Annotated in this window: 16 protein-coding genes; 10 read left to right on the plus strand and 6 right to left on the minus strand. The window is 71.7% G+C overall.

What is annotated here, in order from left to right; all coding sequences use genetic code 11:
- Positions 1 to 47 precede the first annotated feature (47 nt).
- The 6 genes from ABD978_RS19315 (at position 48) to ABD978_RS19340 (ending at position 6,567) form a co-directional block, all read left to right on the plus strand.
- A complete protein-coding gene (locus ABD978_RS19315; protein WP_345355814.1) occupies positions 48 to 3,530 on the plus strand; it encodes a hypothetical protein in 3,483 nt (1,160 codons plus the stop codon).
- Positions 3,530 to 3,943, plus strand: a complete 414-nt coding sequence (locus ABD978_RS19320) for a hypothetical protein (protein ID WP_345355817.1) — start codon at positions 3,530 to 3,532, stop codon at positions 3,941 to 3,943. The genes ABD978_RS19315 and ABD978_RS19320 overlap by 1 nt, the downstream gene beginning before the upstream one ends.
- Positions 3,944 to 4,280: 337 nt before the next feature.
- Positions 4,281 to 4,676 carry a hypothetical protein gene (locus ABD978_RS19325; protein ID WP_345355820.1) on the plus strand — a complete coding sequence of 132 codons (396 nt, stop codon included), beginning with the start codon at positions 4,281 to 4,283 and terminating at the stop codon, positions 4,674 to 4,676.
- Between the two features lie 152 nt (positions 4,677 to 4,828).
- The gene (locus tag ABD978_RS19330; RefSeq protein WP_345355823.1) at positions 4,829 to 5,392 is read left to right on the plus strand and encodes a hypothetical protein; all 564 of its coding nucleotides are present in this window, start codon (positions 4,829 to 4,831) and stop codon (positions 5,390 to 5,392) included.
- A 44-nt stretch (positions 5,393 to 5,436) separates the two neighbouring features.
- Positions 5,437 to 5,790 (plus strand): hypothetical protein, encoded by a 354-nt coding sequence (locus ABD978_RS19335; protein WP_345355826.1) that lies wholly within the window; start codon positions 5,437 to 5,439, stop codon positions 5,788 to 5,790.
- A gap of 246 nt (positions 5,791 to 6,036) precedes the next feature.
- The gene (locus ABD978_RS19340; protein ID WP_345355829.1) at positions 6,037 to 6,567 is read left to right on the plus strand and encodes a hypothetical protein; all 531 of its coding nucleotides are present in this window, start codon (positions 6,037 to 6,039) and stop codon (positions 6,565 to 6,567) included.
- Positions 6,568 to 6,707: 140 nt separating this feature from the next.
- Here the strand turns inward: ABD978_RS19340 and ABD978_RS19345 are convergent, their stop codons facing one another.
- The 3 genes from ABD978_RS19345 to ABD978_RS19355 are packed head-to-tail and all read right to left on the minus strand — an operon-like array spanning position 6,708 to position 9,896.
- Positions 6,708 to 7,253, minus strand: a complete 546-nt coding sequence (locus tag ABD978_RS19345) for a hypothetical protein (RefSeq protein WP_345355832.1) — start codon at positions 7,251 to 7,253, stop codon at positions 6,708 to 6,710.
- Positions 7,254 to 7,299: 46 nt separating this feature from the next.
- Entirely contained in the window at positions 7,300 to 8,622 is a 1,323-nt protein-coding gene (locus tag ABD978_RS19350) for a GH39 family glycosyl hydrolase (RefSeq protein WP_345355835.1), read from the minus strand.
- 11 nt (positions 8,623 to 8,633) lie between these two features.
- Positions 8,634 to 9,896, minus strand: a complete 1,263-nt coding sequence (locus tag ABD978_RS19355; RefSeq protein ID WP_345355838.1) for a cytochrome P450 — start codon at positions 9,894 to 9,896, stop codon at positions 8,634 to 8,636.
- Positions 9,897 to 10,027: 131 nt separating this feature from the next.
- Here ABD978_RS19355 and ABD978_RS19360 point away from each other — a divergent pair, with 131 nt between their 5' ends.
- Entirely contained in the window at positions 10,028 to 10,837 is an 810-nt protein-coding gene (locus tag ABD978_RS19360; RefSeq protein ID WP_345355841.1) for a mechanosensitive ion channel domain-containing protein, read from the plus strand.
- A 72-nt stretch (positions 10,838 to 10,909) separates the two neighbouring features.
- Here the strand turns inward: ABD978_RS19360 and ABD978_RS19365 are convergent, their stop codons facing one another.
- From ABD978_RS19365 to ABD978_RS19375, 3 genes are all read right to left on the minus strand, one after another.
- Entirely contained in the window at positions 10,910 to 12,193 is a 1,284-nt protein-coding gene (locus ABD978_RS19365) for a serine/threonine-protein kinase (RefSeq protein WP_345355844.1), read from the minus strand.
- Between the two features lie 65 nt (positions 12,194 to 12,258).
- Positions 12,259 to 14,361, minus strand: coding sequence for an aminodeoxychorismate synthase component I (pabB, locus tag ABD978_RS19370; RefSeq protein WP_345355847.1), 2,103 nt, complete (start codon positions 14,359 to 14,361; stop codon positions 12,259 to 12,261).
- 65 nt (positions 14,362 to 14,426) lie between these two features.
- On the minus strand, positions 14,427 to 15,335 hold the full coding sequence (locus ABD978_RS19375; protein WP_345355850.1) for a helix-turn-helix domain-containing protein: 909 nt from the start codon (positions 15,333 to 15,335) through the stop codon (positions 14,427 to 14,429).
- A 226-nt stretch (positions 15,336 to 15,561) separates the two neighbouring features.
- Here ABD978_RS19375 and ABD978_RS19380 point away from each other — a divergent pair, with 226 nt between their 5' ends.
- The 3 genes from ABD978_RS19380 to ABD978_RS19390 all read left to right on the plus strand — a co-directional run bounded on the left by ABD978_RS19380 (position 15,562) and on the right by ABD978_RS19390 (position 18,985).
- Complete coding sequence (locus ABD978_RS19380; RefSeq protein WP_345355964.1) at positions 15,562 to 16,332, plus strand: SAM-dependent methyltransferase; 771 nt, start codon at positions 15,562 to 15,564, stop codon at positions 16,330 to 16,332.
- 570 nt (positions 16,333 to 16,902) lie between these two features.
- Positions 16,903 to 17,547: a C40 family peptidase gene (locus ABD978_RS19385; RefSeq protein WP_345355853.1), complete on the plus strand. Its 645-nt coding sequence runs from the start codon at positions 16,903 to 16,905 to the stop codon at positions 17,545 to 17,547.
- Between the two features lie 328 nt (positions 17,548 to 17,875).
- Positions 17,876 to 18,985, plus strand: a complete 1,110-nt coding sequence (locus ABD978_RS19390; RefSeq protein WP_345355856.1) for a hypothetical protein — start codon at positions 17,876 to 17,878, stop codon at positions 18,983 to 18,985.
- The last annotated feature ends 21 nt before the right edge of the window (positions 18,986 to 19,006 follow it).

A 19,006-nucleotide genomic window follows, 5' to 3' on the forward strand; every position in this document is an offset into this window, starting at 1 on the left:
GCCTCAGGACACTTGCGCGAACGGACGAAGGGGCGACACTGGAGCCCATGGCGGCCCTGCGGAGCGAGCTGTCCAATCCGCTGTTCCGCAACGCGTACGCCCTGATGATCAACGGCGGGCTCACCGGCGTCCTCGGGCTCGGCTACTGGCTCCTCGCCGCCCGGTTCTACCCGCCCGCCGAGGTCGGCCGGCAGTCCGCGCAGAACCAGGCCATGATGTTCCTCGGCGGGCTGACGGCGCTGAACTTCATCCTCATCCGGTTCGTCCCGGAGATGGGGCAGAGCACGAGCCGGCTCGTGCTGCGGACGTACCTCGCGGGCATCACGGCCGCCGCGACGCTCGCCGTCGGTTTCCTGCTCACGCTGGGCTGGTGGGGTCCGTCGTTCGCGCACCTGTCCGGGGCGAGCACCGGAATCTTCTTCGTCGTCTCCGTCGTCTCGTGGAGCCTGTTCACCGCCCAGGACGGGGTGCTCACCGGGTTGCGGCACGCCACCGGCGTGCTCGGCAAGAACACGCTGTTCGCCGCCATGAAGATCGTGCTGCTCGTGGCCCTGGCGGGCGCGCTGCCGGACGACGGGATCGCGATCTCCTGGGTACTGGCGGCGCTGCTCCTCCTCATCCCCGTCGAGGGCCTGGTCCACCAGCGGCTCATCCCGCGCCACGCCGCCGCGGCCGACGGCGACCGGCCGGTCCCGACCGGCGCGGAGATCGGCCGGTACCTCGCCGGCGACTACACCGGAACGCTCTTCTACTACGCCCTGTGCAACCTCGTGCCGGTCGTCGTCGCCACCCGCCTGGACGCGCGCACGAACGCGTACTTCTACCTGGCGTGGGTGCTCGGCGCGACCGTCGACGTGCTGGCCGTCAACATGGCGACGTCGCTGACGGTGGAGGGGGCGTTCGACGCCGGGGGGCTCGCCACCGCCTGCCGCTCGGCGCTGGTCCGGATCACTCTCATCCTCCTGCCCGCCGTCGTGGTCATCCTGTTCGGCGCCCGGCTCGGCCTGTCCGTCTTCGGCCCCGGGTACGCCCGCGAGGGCGCCCCGCTGCTGCGGCTGCTCGCCCTGGCCGTCCTGCCCAAGGCGCTGATCGAGGTGTACATCGGCGTGCTGCGCGTCCGGCGGCGCACGCGGCTCGTCGCGCTGCTGCAGGGCGTGCGGTTCACGGGCGTGCTCGCGCTCCTGCTCCTGCTGCCCGGCGGCGCGCACGCGACCGGCCCCGGATACGCCGTGCTGACGGTCACCGTCGCGCTCGCCGTCGCCGTCCTCCCGGCCATGCTCCGGGTGATCCGTCCCGCGCCATCGCCCGTTGCGGCGCCCGAAGACCGCACGACGACTGAGGCACCCGGAGCGGCACCCGAGGCCGCCCCCCAAGCGGTGCCTGAGGCGGAGCCCGAAGCGGTGCCTGAGGCCGGATCCGAGGCCGCACCCGGAGCGGCGCCTGAGGCGGTGGTGGTGCCCGGTCCGGTGCGGTCGCCCGCGCGGCGGGTCGCCGCGCGCCGGCCGAGCAGGGCGCGGGCCGCCTGGCCGGTGTGGGCGCTGTTCGCCGCAGGCCTCGGCCTGTACTGGCTGCCGCTGCGGCACGTGCGGCTCGCCCGGATGAACGGATACGGGCTGATCTCGGTGCTGCCGGTCGCCACCCTCGTGGGCGCCGGGCTGCTGGTCGCGGCGTTCTTCGGCACGCTGTGGCTGAACCGGCAACGCCGGGTGCTCCTGCTCCTGCAACTCGTCTCGATCGTCGTCGCGCTGCACGGCCTGGCCCCGGCCCTGGAGCCGTACGCCCGGCCGGAGACGGCCTGGCAGCACTACGGGTTCGTGGAGTACATCCGGCGGACCGGCGCGGCGGACTACGCGCTGGACGCGCGGTTCAGCTGGCCGGGGTTCTTCGCGCTCGTCGCCTTCGTGAGCCGGGTGGCCGGCCTCCGCGACCTGGAGCCGCTCCTGCACTGGGCGCCGGTCGCCGCGCAGGTGCTCTACCTCCCGCCGCTGTACCTCATCCTGCGGACGATGCGCGCGAACTGGCGCGCGTGCTGGCTGGCCGCGTGGCTGTTCGTGGTGGTGGACTGGGTCGGGCAGGACTACTTCAGCCCGCAGGGCTTCACCTACCTGCTGTACCTGCTGTTCGTCGGCGTGCTGCTGAACTGGTTCCGCCCCCCGGTGCGCCCCGCCGACTGGCGGCCGGCCACGGGCCGGCTCCGGGCGTTCGTCCGCGGGCCGCTGGCCGCCGGGGACCGGCCGCCCGTCGACGCCCCGGCCGGTACGCGCACCGTCCTGCTGGTGCTCCTCGTGCTGATCTTCGCGGTGACCACGGCGAGCCACCAGCTCACCCCGTTCCTCACCCTGTTCACCTGCGCGGGGCTCGTGGTCGTACGGCGCTGCACGGCCCGTGGCCTGCCGGTCCTGCTCGCGGTGATGGTGGCCGGCTGGGTCGGGTTCATGGCGACGGCGTACTGGGCCGGGCACATCGGCGACCTGTTCTCCGGCGCGGGCGCGCTGCTGTCCAACCTGACCGGCGGGGTCGCCGGCCGGGTGAGCAACGGCAGCGAGAGCCTGGCGACGGTGCAGCTCGTGCGGATCCTCATCGCCGCCGTGACCATGTCGCTGGCGGTCTACGGAGCCGTACGCCGGCGGCTGCACCGCCTCGACGACCGGGTGGCGCTGGTCCTGCTGGCCGCGCCGTTCCTCGCGGCGGGCCTGCAGAACTACGGCGGCGAGATCGCGCTTCGGGTGTACTTCTTCGTCCTTCCAGGCGCCTGTCTCCTCGCGGCGTACGCCTTCTTCCCGGCGACCTTCGCCGCGCCCCGCCGTACCCTCGCGGTCGGCGGCGCGGCGCTGTGCGGGCTGCTGCTGGCGGGCGGCTTCCTGTTCGTCCGCTTCGGCAATGAGACGTTCGAGCAGGTACGGCCCGGCGAGGTGCGGGCGTTCGAGACGATGCTGCGGCAGACCCCGACCGGCGTGATCAACGTCGTGTGGCAGGCGGACCCGCAGGACGACGCCGGGTACTTCCCGATGATGCCGTGGGGCGAGCGGGCGATGGAGCGGTTCGACTACACCGCCGTCCGCGCTCCCGCGAACCCGTCCGACATCTCCCGGATCATCGCGGCGCTCCAGGAGCAGCCCGGCGGCTACTTCGTCACCAGCCAGGCCAACGAGGCCTACAACCACTACAACTACGGCCTGCCCGCCTCGTACGCCGGCCGGATGCGGGCGGCGCTCGCGGCCGCTCCGCAGCTCCGCCCGGTGTTCGTGGACGGCGACGCCGCCGTCTACGCGCTGCGCACACCCCCGCCGGGCGTCCCGGCCACCCCTGTCCGGGCACGGCACTTCCGGTTCGGATCGACGAGCTGGACCCCGATCGGCCTCGTGGTACTCCCGCTGCTGATGGTCCTCCTGGTCGCGCGCGAGGCCGTACGGCTGCGCCTCGGGCCGGGCCAGGAGCGGCGGCTGCGGCCGCTGACCCGTGCGTCCGTCTTCCTGCTGCTCGTCCTGGCGGCAGTGATCGTCGAGCGTTTCCTGGTGTTGGGGTCGTGATGCGCGGACGACGAATGCTCCTCCCGGCGGCCGCGACGCTCCTCCTCGCCGGCCTGGTCGCCGTCGCGCTCCCACCCTCCGGCGCACCGCGCCCCGGTCCGCTCGCCCTGGCGCTGGCCCTCGGCACGCCCGCCTGCTGTACGGCCTGGCTGCTCGCCGGTCTTGACAGGGCCGCCCGCGGCATCCTGGCCGGCCTGGTGGCGATCGCGCTGAACGCCGCCGTCGCCGAGGTCATGCTGGTCTGCTCGATGTGGTCGCCGCGTGGCGGACTGGTGGCCGTCGCGGCCGTCTCCGCGGGGCTGATGGTCCCAGCCTGGGCAATCCGCACCAAACGCGGGAATTCGCCAGAAACGCCATTTGAGAGCCCGGTAGATATGGACGGCGACGACGAGTCCTGGGCGTTCGACGGCTGAGCGCGGAGGCCGCGGCCGTAGGAATGGCGCCTCGAACCTAGCCGCGGCGGGGTGGCCCGCCGACGGCGACACACCGCGTGAGGCGGACTCCAGGACAAGATCCGATCTTGCTCAGGAGATTGACCCGTCCAATGTGCGGGGCCATGAGCGGACAGGTCGCGGAACAAGACGAAAAGTCCGGTTTCTTGAATTCGCTCTTTAGTGCCATCTTACCCTGTAGTGATCTAGCCGAGAAAGTGCGCGGGAATGTTACAAACAACGGCGTCCACCCGAAACCGGGCGGCCAACGCCGTTTCGCGAAGGCCATCGCGCCATTCCGAGATATAAGGAGACCGACGTGCTGAAGAAGACGTTCGCCATCGGCGGTCTGGCTATCGCCACCGCTACGGGTGCGATCCTCACCGCTTCCCCGGCGTCCGCCGCGCCCATGTGGGGCGGCGGCGGCTGGGGTGGTGGCGGCTGGTCCTCGTCCCACCACTTCCGTCACTTCTCGCACCACCGCAACTTCAACGCGAATGAGAACGACCTGTTCAACCACATCCGCTTGCGCATCCGCAACCGCAACAACAACGTTGCGATCGCCCGGAACGACCAGGCGCAGGCCCAGCGTGAGAACCAGTTCCAGTTCGAGCGGCAGCGCCAGCGGCAGGATGAGCGCCAGCGGCAGGAGGAGCAGGAGCGGCGGAACCGGGACGACAACCGTCCGGGCGCCCCGGGCGCCCCGGGCGTCTGAGCCCAGGGGGGCTGACCCAAGGCGGTGATCGCCGGCATCACACGGCGGTGGCTTGAAGAACCACGCGGTGCAATCCGCAAGCCGTCCGGTCAGGAAAGGGCGCCGGAGAGAACCTCCGGCGCCCTTCTCCCCGACGACGAAAGGAGATCGGCGTGCATAAAAGGAGAAGCGCCTCTCTCGGCTTGGTGGTATCGGCCACCGCCGGCATCCTGCTCGCAGGCTCGCCAGCGAACGCCCAGGCCGACCTCGCCGGTTACTGGCACCACCATCGCCACAGTTTCCGTTTCATGCACAGACACGGACACGTGAGTCTCAATCACAACCGTCCGCGTATCTTCATCCGAATCTTCATCTACAACCGGAACAACAACGTCGCGATCGCCCGGAACGGCCAGGCCCAGAATCAGCGTGAACGGCAGTTGCAACTGCAGCGGCAGCGCGAGTTCGAGCGCCAGCGGCAGCAGGACGGGGACCCCGGCACGGAAACGCGCCGCCCCGCTCTCCGACCCGCGAACGCTCCCCTGGCGGCACCGGCCGGGACGACCCAACAGGTCCGGCCACAGGTCGCCGGCGGCCCCAGCGCCGCACGCGACAACGGCGTCGCACGTGACAACGGCGTCGCGCGCGATCCCGGCACCGCTCCGGCCCGCCAGAACGCGAGCCAGAGCGCGAGCTCCGAGGAAGGCGCCGGGAGCAGCGAGTGGCAGACGCCCTGACCACCTGCCACATCATTCGAAACGAGCACTGACAGGAGATTGAGATGTCGAAGAAGTCCTTCACCATGGGCGGCCTCGTGATCGCCTCGGCCGCGGGTGTGCTGCTCACCGGCTCGCCGGCGTCCGCCACGCCCACCTGGGGCGGCGGCGGCTGGGGCGGCGGCGGCTGCTGCTCCTCGCACCGCAGCCACTTCTTCTTCGCGAACCGGCACCGCGCCTTCAACGGCAACGAGAACGACATCTTCAACCACATCCGCCTCCGGATCCGCAACCGCAACAACAACATCGCGGTCGCGCGGAACGAGCAGGCCCAGGCCGAGCGGCAGAACCAGTTCGAGCGGCAGAACCAGCGGCAGCGGGAGGACCAGTTCAACAACGAGGACGGCCAGCGCCGCTGAAGCACCAGGCGTCTGACCCGAGTGACATAGCGTCCAGCGACGCGGGCCACGTCGGCGGCTCGAACCGATGGGGGTGGCGGTGACACCGCCTCCGAACAAAATAAGCGGCCTTTTCCTGCAAATCATGGCATCAGCCAGTAGGTAAAGAGCCGCCGACAGAATGACCAGCCCCGGGGCAGGGAGTACGAACTCCCGCCCCGGGGCTGGTGTCGTCTTCGCCGCTTTTATAGGCAACTTACGCCGAGATTGCCGCCTGAGGAGAGTTATCGGGAAAGTACGGCTATGGCGCCCAAAACGGGCGCTGATGGCCATCGGGCCATTTCCGGCAAGAAGGAGATGAACGTGCTGAAGACGACAAGCGCCGCCGGCGGCCTCATAGCCGCCGCCGCTACAGCCGGCATCCTGCTCACCGGTTCGCCCGCGTCCGCCCAGGTTCCCACCTGGCACGGGCACCACCGCTTTAGCGCGCACAACCACAACCGCAACCGGAACGTCAACGTCAATCGGATCATCGTCCGGGTCCGCGTCCACAACCGGAACAACAACGTCGCCATCGCCAGGAACGAGGGATTCCAGCCCCGCCGCTTCTTCGACCGCGGCTTCGTCGACCGTGGCTTCGTGGACCGCGGCCGCGGCTGCTGCCGCCGGTTCGACGACGATGACGACTTCATCGGCCGCGGCCGATTCTTCGGTGACAGGGACGGCGGTGCCACGGCGGTCGTTCGCGGCGGCGGCGTATTCGCGCGCGCCGGTGACGCCGCCGCGTTCGTCGACTGACCGGAACGCCGACACGTCGCCGGATGACGACGGCGACGGTCGGCGTCGGACGACCGCGCCCTGAGGCGTACGGCGGGGCGTGACGGTCCACCGCACGGGGCGCCGGAGTGGCCACTCCGGCGCCCCTCTCACTCCGAGCCTCACGCGAGATCAGCCCGATTTTCCGTACTCGGCAGAAGGAGTTCGATGTGCTGACCAAGAAGAGCGCCGTAGTCGGCCTGCTGAGCACCGCGGCCGCGGCCGTGGTGTTCGCGGCGACGCCGGCGACCGCGCAGACCGGCCTCATCCGCGGTCCCGCCCGCGCGACCACGGCACCGGCCGGCGCCGTCCCTGAGGGCACGGCGCCGACGGGTGCCGCCCGGGGCACGACCGACCAGGTCACCGTGGTCCAGGGCGACCACCACCGCCGCCGTCACTTCCGACACCGCCGCCATTTCCGGCACCATCGCTTCAGGCATCGTCACTTCCGCCACGGCCGCTTCCGGCACTTCCGGCACGGACGCTTCCGGCACGGGCGCTTCGGGCACTTCCGGCACGGGCGCTTCGGGCACTTCCGGCACGGCCGCATGGGGTTCCGCCACGGTGGGTTCCGCCACGGTGGGTTCAGGCACGGTGGGTTCAGGCACGGTGGGTTCAGGCACGGTGGGTTCCGCCACGGCGGGTTCGGGCACGGCGGGTTCGGGCACGGCAGGCACTGAGCGGGCTAGCTGAAACGACGATCGCCGGGCCGCCCTAGCGATCCAGCCAGCGGATCTCGTACGGAGCGAAGGTCAGATCCTCTCCGTCGATCCGGGTGCGGACCCGGCGGTCGCTCACGTTGACGGCGACCGCCTGACGCGGCTGGGCGAGCACCCGCACCCGGGGGTCGGTCGACGACAGGCCGACCAGCCTCGTCCCCGCCGGGAACCACCGGGCGAAGTCCTGCAGGAGGGTGAGCATGCCGCCGGGCGCGCCACCGTTCCGTACGAGGGTGCTGATCCACAGGCAGCCCTGGCAGCGCGCGTCCTGGGCCTCGTTGTTCCAGTACAGGACGGTGGTGACGCCGGTCCTGGCCAGCTCGATGAGGGCCGCCGCGTTGATGGCGATCCGCTTGCTCTCGGTCCAGGGGAGGCTCTCCGGCTCGACGTAGTACTCGTCCCACCAGATCGGCAGGTTCGTCTTCGAGCGCAGCCAGGCGTTGATGGCGCCGAGCTTGTCCAGGGCGGTCACCTCGTCCGGGTAGACGTCCCGGTCGTCGCTGGCCGTCGGCCCGTCCACGGCGATGAAGTCGGCGCCGTGCTTGTGCGCCAGCCAGTAGTCGACGGCGTCGATGACGCGCTGGTCGACGCTCCCCCACGGCCCGCTCACCGCGGACCGGTGAGTGCCGCCGACGAAGCTGTACATCGGGATGTACGGCCCGCCGACCCGGGCTTTCGGGTTCACCGCCTTCACCGCGTCGTACACCGTGTTGTAGAAGTCGGTGAAGTCCTCGTACCTCCAGCGGTCGGCCGTCTTGTCGAAGAAGCCCTTGAGCTCGTTCCAGACGGCGAAGTAGTGCACGTCCGGATAGCGCCGGGCGACCGTGGCGGCCAGTTCGGCGTAGTCGCGGAAGTGGTCCCGGGTCGGTGCGACCTCGAGCCTGCTCCAGTCCGTCTGACCGGGCTTGCCGCCCTTCATCCAGTCGGGAGCGCAGCACAGGGTGATGATGGGAACGCCGTGCGTCTTCCTGACGTACTCGATGCGCCGGTCGAGGGAGCGGAAGTCGAACGTCCCGGGCGAGGGCTCCGGGTTGTCCGCGCCCCACCCCATGATGTGCTGGTTCTGCAGCACGGGCCGGTGTGCGATGGCGTTCGCGGCGGTGCCGCTGGCCGGGCCCTCGTCGGCGCTGTAGTCGGTGTGGGTGAAACCCCACACCGGCCAGTCGGTGACACCGGGCGCCCCCATCACGCCGATCGGCCGCGCCTCCTCCCGGTTCGAGGTGGCCGCGCGCTGAACCGCGAACCCGAGGGTCGCGATCAGCGCCACGAACAGGGTGGCGAGGACGATCAGCATGGGCAGGCGCGAGCGGAAGGCCACGACGATTCGCCTCAGATCTCGTACGGTAGGCGCTTGATCCCGTTGTCGAAGCCGGACAGCAGGTACTCCGGCTCGCCGGTCACCCGGATTCCCGGCACGCGTGTGAAGAGCTCCCGGAACATCGCGGTCAGCTCCCGCCGGGCGAGGTTCGCGCCCAGGCACAGGTGCGGCCCCGGACCGCCGAAGCCGACGTGCGGGTTGGGAGTTCGCCCGATGTCGAAGACGTCCGGGTCGGCGAACACGCTCTCGTCCCGGTTCGCGGACAGATAGAACAGCACGACCTTGTCGCCCTTGCGGTAGGACTGCCCGTTCATCTCGTAGTCGCAGGTCAGCGTGCGCCGGAACTGCATGATCGGCGACACGTGGCGCACAATCTCCTCGATCGCCCCGCCGATCCGGCCGTCGAAGTCGGCGAGCAGCCGCGCCCGCTGCTCCGGATGCTCGCTGAACAGCCTGAGCCCGTGCGCGAGCGCGTTGCGAGTCGTCTCGTTCCCGGCCACGAGCAGCAGGTCGAAGAACGCGCCCAGTTCGCGCAGCGACAGGCGCTCGCCGTCGACGTCGGCGGTCACCAGCGCCGACACCAGGTCGTCGGCCGGTCGGCGGCGGCGCTCGCGGCCCAGCCGCGCGACCAGGCGGTGCAGCACGACGATGGCCTTGAGGTTGCCCGCCAGGAGGCGCAGCGTGCGGAGCCGTACGACGTCGCCGCGGACCCCGGAGTACTCCGTCATGGCGTCCACGCAGGCGGCGACCTTCGCGTGGTCCCGCTCCGGAACGCCCATCATCGCGCAGATCACCTTGATGGGCAGGCGCGCGGCGACGTCGGTCACGAAGTCGCCCGACCGGCGCGCTAAGACATCGTCGACGATCTCCCGGGCGGTCGCGGTGATGTGCTCGTCGATGCGGCCCAGCCGGCGCGGGGTGAACGCGCGCGAGACGATCCGCCGCAGCCGGGCGTGGCGTGGATCGTCCATGTTCACCATGGGCCGTCCGAACAGCAGGACGATCCACGGCGGCGGCTCGGGCGAGGTGGCCGCCGGCTCGCTGCTGAAGACCTTGGCGTTCCGGCTGGCGTGCACGACGTCGGCGTGGCGTACGAGCGCGTAGAAGCCCCGCCCGTCCCGGACGAACGGCACCCGCTTCTCCCTGACGAACACGGGCCCGTCGTACGAGCGCAGGCGCGCGAAGGCCGCCAGTCGCTCCTCGGCGGGGCGCGCCCAGAACTCGAGTGCGGCGAGGTCGACGTCGTGGTCGTCGGCCCGGGTTCGCGCGCCCATGAGACCCCCCATCGCGGTTCGCGTGTCACCTTCTTGGACGCTAACTCCTGCGACCGCGGTTGACGCGTTATCGGCCGGATCGTGCCATAGGATGCGCGCGATTCAGCGAACGATCGTGACGGGGGGCGTGCGTGAACCAGATCCACCTGGCCGATCAGGTCGCCAGGGTTCGCAGCCGGGCACGGCCGTGGCGCTCGATCATCGCGACGGTGCTGGCCGTCCTCGCGATGGCCGGGTCGATCCTCGCCCGCCAGCAGTCCCGGCCCCCCGGCCAGCGGCTGCCCTGGCAGCTCGCGGCCGTCGGGTGCGCGGCGGTGTTCTGCCTGCTGGCGTTCGCCGCGACGCTGGGCCTGTCCGGCCGGGCGCGGGACCTCATGCTGCCCCGCTTCGGGACCAGCCACGCCACGATGGTGCGGCTCGTCCTCGTGCTGATCGGCGGGCTCACGACCCTCGTGGTCACGCTGCAGTTGTTCGGTCTGCCCGTGGGGCAGCTCGTGCTCGGCGGCGCGCTGACCGGAGTGCTCGTCGGCATCGCGGCCCAGCAGACCCTCGCCAACCTCTTCGCCGGCATCATCCTGCTGCTGTCGAGGCCTTTCACCGTCGGCGACGAGGTACGGCTGTCGTCGGGCCCGCTGGGCGGGGAGTTTCAGGGCACGGTGCTGGAGATCGGCCTGACGTACGTCCGGCTCGAGTCGGAGGACGGCGACTACCACCTCCCGAACGCCCAGGTCCTGTCCGCCGCCGTCGGCCCGCCGACGGCGAACCCCGACGCCGAGACCGCCCCGACCGCGCCCGGCACCACGAGCGCCCCCGACGGCACGGGGACTCCGGACGCGGTGGGCCCGGCCGCCGTGGCGGGCATCGCCGCGCAGACCGCCGCCGACGGGTCCGCGGAAGGCGACGGCCGCGGTCCGGACGGAGGCGCGGCCCCTCAGCGGTGAGCGCCGCGTCCCGGCCGGGACGGAGGCACGTCTCCCAGGCGATGAGCGCCGCACCGCGGTCGCCGTGGGCGGTCAGTGGTGCTTGCCGTGTCCGGGCTTCTTGTGCTTCTTCGGCTGCGGTTTCGGGCGCGGCCTGGGCCGCTTGAGCGTGGCCTGCACCTTGGGCCGGGACGACGTCCGATGGACGGTCGGCGACAGCCGGGAGGCCGGCGCGGAGGACGACGGCGTGGTCGCGGGGTGGTGCGGGGACGTGGGGCGGGCGAACCAGCCCACTCCCCCCGCCAGCAGGGCGATCGCCAGGCCCCCGACCGCCAGCGGGAGCGCCCGGCGGCGCCCGGCCGGCTCGTCGGCCGTCGGCATGGCCAGAACCTGGGTCGCACCGCCCGGCGGGTGGCCCGTCCCGACGCCGACCGGCGGGTGGTGCGTCGCGCCGCCGACCGGGTACGACGGGGGCGTCGCCGCGCCGACCGGGTACTGCTGTGGCAGCGCGACCCCGTCCACCCGGGTCCCGCCGGCCACGGTGACGCCCGGATCGTCGCGTAGCCGGGCGGCCCGCTCGGCGACCAGCGCCGCACCGGCGGGCCGCATCGCGGGGTCCTTGGCCGTCAGCGCGCGGACCATGTCGCGGAGACCGGAGGGCACGGACGCCGGAAGCTCGGGCAGCGGGGTGTCGCGGTGCGCCACGAGCACGGCGGTCGCGGGTCCCTCGTAGGGCGGCCGCCCGGTGAGCATCTCGAAGGCGATGATGCCCAGGGCGTACAGGTCGGTGGCGGCCGTCGCCTGCTTGCCCGTCGCCTGCTCCGGCGCGAGGTACAGCGGGGTGCCCATGAGCATGCCGGTCCGGGTCAGCGGAATGGCGTCCACGGCACGGGCGATCCCGAAGTCGGTGATCTTGATGGAGCCGTCGCGGCCCACCAGCAGGTTCCCGGGCTTGACGTCGCGGTGCACGAGCCCGGCGGCGTGCGCCACCGCGAGCGCGGTCGCGGCGGACACGATGATTTCGAGCACGCGGTCCGGCGGCGTCGGCGCGTCCCGGGAGATCGTCGCCGCGAGGGACTCGCCCTCCACGAACTCCATGACGAGGTACGGCGGCTCGTCGCCTCGGCCCTCGTCGTAGTCGAAGACCTGGGCGATGCCGGGGTGCGACAGGGCCGCGGCGTTCCGCGCCTCGAGGCGGAACCGCTGGCGGAACTCCGCGCTGTCGGCGTACTCGCCGCGCAGGAGCTTGACCGCGACCGGGCGGCCGAGGGCGGTGTCCTCCGCCCGCCAGACCTCGCCCTGGCCGCCGACGGCGATGCGCTCGACCAAGCGGTACCGGTCACCGAGCACCGTGGTGGGGCCGAATGTCATAGTCATCGTTCGCGCCACGATACCGACCCGAACCGTCATGATTCACTCACTTCGGTCGGCGCTCGGCGGGCTCAGCCGGCGTCGGGCGCGGTGCTCAGGCCCAGGGCGTCCGCCATCGCCCGGGACTTCACCAGCGTCTCCTCGAATTCCGCGGCCGGGTCGGACGCCGCCACGATCGCTCCGCCGACTCCGAAGCCGACCGTCTCGGGCGTGATCACGATCGTACGGATGACCATCCCCAGGTCGGCGGCGCCGCTGAGGGAGAACCAGCCGAGCGCGCCGGAGTAGACCCCGCGCGGGCCGTCCTCCAGCCGATCGATGATCTCCATGGTGCGCAGTTTCGGCGCCCCGGTCATCGAGCCGCCGGGGAACGCCGCCCGTACGCAGTCGACGGCGGAGGCGCCGGGCCGCAGCACACCCCGGACGGTCGACACGAGCTGGTGCACCGGGGCGTACGTCTCGACCGCGAACAGGCGCGGCACGTGCACCGACCCCACCTCGCAGACGGCGCCGAGGTCGTTGCGGACCAGGTCGACGATCATCAGGTTCTCCGCCCGGTCCTTGGCGCTGGCGCGCAGCTCGTGTCGCAGGGCGGCGTCCTCCTCCGGCGTCGCGCCGCGCGGCCGGGTGCCCTTGATCGGCTTGGACTCCACGACACGGTCGGCGCCGACGGACAGGAAACGCTCGGGCGAGGCGCTGAGCACCGCGACACCCGGGAAGTCCAGCAGCGCCCCGTACGGGACCGGGCTGACCCGGCGCAGGAACGCGTACGTCCGCAGCGGGTCGGCGGCCACGGGAGCGACGGCCATGTTGGTCAGGCAGATCTCGTACGACTCGCCGTCGTGGATCTCCCGGCCGCACTCGGCGATCCGTTTGAGATAGGCGTCCTCGCTGTGCCGCAGCTCGTACGGCAGGGCGGGCGCGCGGCTCGGTGGGGGCGGGCGCTCCCCCTCGGCGGGCAGGCGGCGTACGCGCGCCTCGGTCGCGTCGAGCCACGCGGCGGCGCGCGGGTCGTCGGTGCCCTCGCCGAGGCACAGCAGGAAGCAGGTGCGCTCCCGGTGGTCGAACACCAGCGCGCGGTCGGCGAAGAGCAGCGCCGCGTCGGGCGTCGGAGCGTCGTACGTGGCCGTGCCACCGGTCTCGGCCTTCAGCTCGTACCCGAGGTAGCCGACGTAGCCCAGGGAGAAGTCGAACGGCAGCCGCTCGTCCGGCGGCAGGGCGCGTTCCCGGAGGCGGGCGTCGAGGTAGTCGAAGACCGGTCCTGGCAGGAGCTCCACGGGCCGCCCCGGCCGCTCGACCCGTACGGTCCGCTCGCGCACCCGGTAGGTGACGAACTCCGCCAGCGGCCCCGTCCCGTCCCCCATGATCGAGAAGCGGGACCCGACGGCGGCCCCGGCCGCGCCGTCCAGCCAGAAGCTCCGCGGCCGGCCCGCGAACAGTTCCCGGTAGGCGGTCTCCGGATCCGGCGCCCGATCGATCCGCCGTACCTCGAGCCGGTACGGCGGCTCGCCCGGGGCGCGGGCCGGAGCCGGGACGGCGGACGCCGCCCGTGCGGGCGAGCGGGTGCGGTGACCGCCGAGGTCTTGGGAACCGACGCGATCGTGCGAGCCGACGAGGTCGCGGAAGTTGGCGAGGAGTTCCCGGCCGTACTCGGTGCCGATCGACTCCGGGTGGAACTGCACGCCCCACAGCGGCCGCTCCCGATGGCGTACGCCCATCAGGACGTCGTCGGGTGTCCACGCGAGCGGCTCGAGCTCCTCCGACAGCGCGGTCACGGCCAGCGAGTGGTAGCGGACGGCCGTGAACGGCGAGGGGATTCCCGCGAACAGGTCCCGCCCGCCATGGTGGATCGGCGACGCGAGGCCATGCATCGGCTCGGGGGCGTACCCGACGGTGCCGCCGAACAGCTCGCACAGCCCCTGGTGACCGAGGCAGACCCCGAGCACGGGCCGGTCCCAGTCGCGGATCGCGCGGGCGCTGACCCCGAAGTCCCGTTTCCGGCCGGGACGCCCCGGACCGGGCGAGATCACCACGCCGTCGAAGTCGCGCGGGTCGAGCGAGGACCATTCGACGTCGTTGCGGACGACCACGGGCGGGCGTCCGTTCACCTCGGCCATCAGGTGGAAGAGGTTGTAGGTGAAGGAGTCGAAGTTATCGATCAGGAGTGTTCGCATCGAGCGCGGGACCTCTCAGTGGTGTCCGCGGAGCTCACCTCGAAGGATATGCGCCCCGCCGGAACTCAGGTCTCGCGGAGGATCCGCTGGAGGATCTTGACGGAGGCGTTGGGCGGCTCCGCCTCGATGACGACGCGGTTCAGCACGTGCCAGTAGTAGTCGACGTCGCTCGTCTTCGTGGCGTAGACGGCGTTCGTGAGCTGCTCGAGGTAGACGACGTCGGGGATGTCGTCCTCGGGGAAGCGCAGCAGCGTGATCGGGCCGCCCGCCGCGGCGTGGCCGCCGGCGCTGAACGGCATGACCTCGACGGTGACGTTCGGCAGCTCGGCGACCTCGAGGAGGTGGCGGAGCTGGGCGCGCATGACGTCCGCGCCGCCGATCGGACGGCGCAGCGCGGCCTCGTCGATCACCGCCCAGAGCTTCGGCGGGTTCGGCCGGTGGAGCAGGAGCCGCTGCCGTTTCATCCGCAGCGCGACACGCCGGTCGATGACGGCCTCGGACTGCTCGCGGTGCGCGAGGCGGATGACCGCGCGGGCGTACTCCGGCGTCTGCAGCAGACCCGGGATGAACTGCACCTCGTACGTGCGGATGACGCTGGCGGCCTGCTCCAGCCCGAGGTAGTCCTCGAACCAGCGCGGGACCACGTCGGCGTACTCCCGCCACCACGGCGGTTCGGTGGCCAGCTCGGCGAGTTCGAGCAGGGTCGCGCGCTCGGCGCCGCCGTCCACGCCGTACAGCGTCAGCAGCTCGGAGACGTCACGCTGCTTGAAACCCCGCCGCCCGAGCTCCAGGCGGCTGATCTTGGAGTGGGACGCCTGGATGGCCGCGCCGGCGCTCTGACAGGTGAGGCCGCGCGCCTCGCGCAGCCTGCGGAGCTGGGCGCCGACGAGCATCCGCAGCACCGTCGGACCGGCCTGGCGGTAGGCCAGCAGAGCGCTGTCGGCCACGCCACCAGCGAGGGGGCCAGTGACCATGCCGTTTACTCTCCGCTCCACAGTCGTCGCCGACACTGATCGCGTTCGAAGCCTCTCACGATAGCCTCGGCGGTGCGAACCGGATTGGACGGTTTGCCCTACGGCATCCCTCCAGCGGCATCGAGGAAAGGTCTTCCCCGTGACCGACGACGCGCACGCATCCGATCGACAGCCCTCCGGAGCCGACCACGGACTCCCCGAACCCGACCGGCCGGCCTCACCGGAGATCGACACGACCGTGCCCCACTCGGCGCGGATCTGGAACTACTGGCTCGGCGGGAAGGACAATTACCCCGTCGACCGGCAGGCCGGTGACGAGTTCACCGAGGTCTTCCCGGGCATCGTCGACGCCGCCCGCGCCGTCCGGCACTTCCTCGCCCGCGCGGTGCGCCATCTGGCGGAAGAGGCCGGAATCCGGCAGTTCCTCGACATCGGCACGGGCCTGCCGACCGTCGACAACACCCATGAGATCGCCCAGCGCGTCGCCCTGGAGTCGCGGATCGTCTACGTCGACAACGACCCGCTCGTCCTGGCGCACGCCCGCGCCCTCCTGACCAGCACCGCCGAGGGGGCCACCGACTACATCGACGCGGACGTGCGCGACCCCGACCGCATCCTCGAGGCCGCCGCCCGGACCCTCGACCTCGGCCGCCCGGTCGGGCTGATGCTGATGGGGATCATGGGCCACATCGACGATCGGGAGGACCCGTACGCGATCGTGCGCCGGCTGCTGGCCGCCCTGCCGTCCGGCAGCCACCTGGTGCTGAGCGACGGCACCGACACCGATCCCGAGCGCCGGGAGGCGCACCAGCGGTACAACCGCGGCGGCGCGGTGCCGTACCACCTGCGCTCTCCCGAGAACATCACCCGCTTCTTCGACGACCTGGAACTCCTGGAACCCGGCGTGGTCCCGGTCTCCCAGTGGCGCCCCGAACACAGCCCCTTCGGCCTCCCACCCCGAGTCGAGACGCTGGGCGGCATGGCCCGCAAACCCTGATCGCCCAACGCCCGGCGCGGACGCCCGGCCCCGACCGATCTCGAGGGTCAGGGTTCGGTGCCCCGGCGCCAGGCTCTGTCGTCGAAGAGGCTCTGGCGGTGCCGTCGGCGGCGGCGACGGTGGGGCCGGGATCGGGCACGCCTGCGTCGTGGGCGCCGGCCGGCCGGTGGCCTATGAGCAGGGCCGTGGTCGTGCCGGCGATCGCCGCTGCGGCGACCACGGCACCGGCGGCGGCCCAGTACGGCTTTGCCGGACATCCACTCCGAGAGTGTCGCGACGGCCGGCTTGACCGGGGGCCGCCGCTGCCGGGCCAGGTCCACCAGCCGACGGTAGGACGGCCGTCCGGCCGCCCTCGTGCAACCGCCGCAGCTCGCCGGAGAGCCGGGTCGGCGCCTCCCCCATTCCGCGCCCCCTCTGTGTGACCATTCGGATGCGGACAGTTCCCGAACGTCATGGTGCAGCGCTGCTGAGCAGGCCGGACACTGTTCGCCCGAACAGGCGCCGGTGGCCGGACCACTACCGGCGCGGGCTGAATCGGAGCCGTCCGACCTCGAACCGAAGGGACGCACGATGCGCATCACGATCAGTGGCGCGGCAGCCGCCGCCGCAGTGACACTGCTCCTCACGACCCCGAGTACCGCCCTGGCCACGGCGCCGGCCTTCGCCGGAGCGGCCGGCCTCGGCGCGCAGGCGGCACAGACCCGGGCGTGCGCCGACCACGGCCGCAACGACGGGCCGGCCGGCCCGACCGGTGGCAGTCCCCAGGAAAGGATCGAACGGGTGGTCGCCGCCGCGGCGTCGATGACCGGCAGGGGCCTGTCCTACTCCTGGGGCGCCGGCGGAAAAGGCGGCCCGGCCTGCGGAATCGCCGACGCGAGCCCGGGCGGCCACCACGACTACAACGTCCTCGGCTTCGACTGCTCCGGTCTGACCCTCTACGCCTTCTGGAAAGGCACCGGCATCGACATCGGCAGCAGCTCTTCAGCGCAGTACCGCAACGGCACCAAGATCCCGCGCGGCCAGATGCGGCGAGGCGACCTGATCTTCTGGAAGACCCACGCCGAGCACATCGTCCACGTCGCCCTGTATCTCGGAAACAACAAGATCATCGAGGCGGCGCCACCGCGTGGCACGAAGAGCGTCCACGTCACCGACCTGTACTCCAGCGGAGGCGGCGACGTGATGACCGACCACGCCGTCCGCTACATCGGCTGACCGGTATGGCGGTGTCGGTCGTACGGAAGGCTCGGGAAAGGTCTGCCCCCCAGTGGAGATCTGGGCGCTTTGCCCCTTCTCGAATCGCGTTTCCCGAGCATTCCGTACGCCGCGGCCAGGGCCGCAGTGACGGTGCGGTGGGCCGCGAGTTTGATCGCGACGCCGGCCGTACGGCGCGGCCGCGTTCCCCTCGCCGTGCGGCCCCCGGTCACCCGCCACCGCCCCGGCGACCGATGACGGCCGGTCCCCGGTTGGTTCGGGATTGGGGGGCTACGATGAGCCGACCTTGCGCTTCGTCCCGGAGCGTGCGTCGGTCAGGAGGGCCGTCGTGGAGGTCGGGCTCGGCTATGTGCTGGGTGTCGCCAGCGTCTTGGTCTTCCTGCTCGTCGTCCGGGTGACGCGCACTCCGTCACCGCCGGAGCTGACAGCCGTCGCCCGGGATGGGCGCATGAGCAAGCGGGATCGGCGGATCGCGGAACTCGCCGAGGTCGTCACCGAGCTGGGCGAAGAGATCGCCCAGCTCACCTTCGATCCGGCCGCGCCGGACGTACGGCCGGAGTCGCTGGCCGACTATCGGCGGGCGCTCGACTCCTACGGTAACGCCAGGGCCGCGCTCGACACCCATGACGCCGAGCGGGTCCGGCAGGAGCTGACCTACGCCAGGAACGCCCTCGTCCGGCTCGACGCCCGCGCCCACGGGCTGCCGGTGCCCATCGACGTCTCGCGCGCCGCGCGCGACCGCGGCGAGCCGCCTGCTCCGCAGCCGTTCCAGAAGGAGCGGTTCTCCTACTCCGGGAGCAACGAGCGGACCTACCTGATCCCGATCGACTGGCCCGAGCCAGGCCAGGGAGCGATCATGGAGGTGACCAGGCACGGTACCGGATTCACCCACTTCGACGCCGTGCTCGTCCCGGCGGAGGAGGCCAAGCCGAAGACCGTCGACCTCCACCAGATGGGGGGCGGCGGGCGCGCTCGCCTCTACCTCGCCACCACCCCGGACAGGTACGACGCTCCCACGCACCTGCGGATCGCGCCGTCCGACATCCGACCGGGCACCGGGTCATGGACGGTCCGGCTACGCCCGCTCAGCGAGGCCGTGGAACTGCCGCGCGAGTACCAGGGAACCGGCGCGGAGGTGCTCGTCCACCGGTCGAACGCGCCGGCCGTTCTCGGCATCCACATCGACACCTCGCAATCGTGGAGGGTCGAATACCGCTGTCTCAAGAAGCACCGCCGCCGAGAGTGGTGCAGGTTCAGCAGGAGGCCCGAAAGCCTGCTCTACAGCTACTCGGACGAGAACCTCAAAAGCGCCCGGTTCTGTGGGCCCGGATTGATTCTCGTAAGGGCCGCCGAGTCCGCGCGGTGGTCGTTGTCCGTCACGCCCGAGCAGCCCGCGGACGGTCTGCTGTCCGATCTTCGCAAGCGCCTCGGGAGCTGATGGCAAGGGCGGCGCTACCGG

The sequence above is a fragment of the Actinoallomurus liliacearum genome (assembly GCF_039542035.1).
Classification (GTDB): domain Bacteria; phylum Actinomycetota; class Actinomycetes; order Streptosporangiales; family Streptosporangiaceae; genus Actinoallomurus; species Actinoallomurus liliacearum.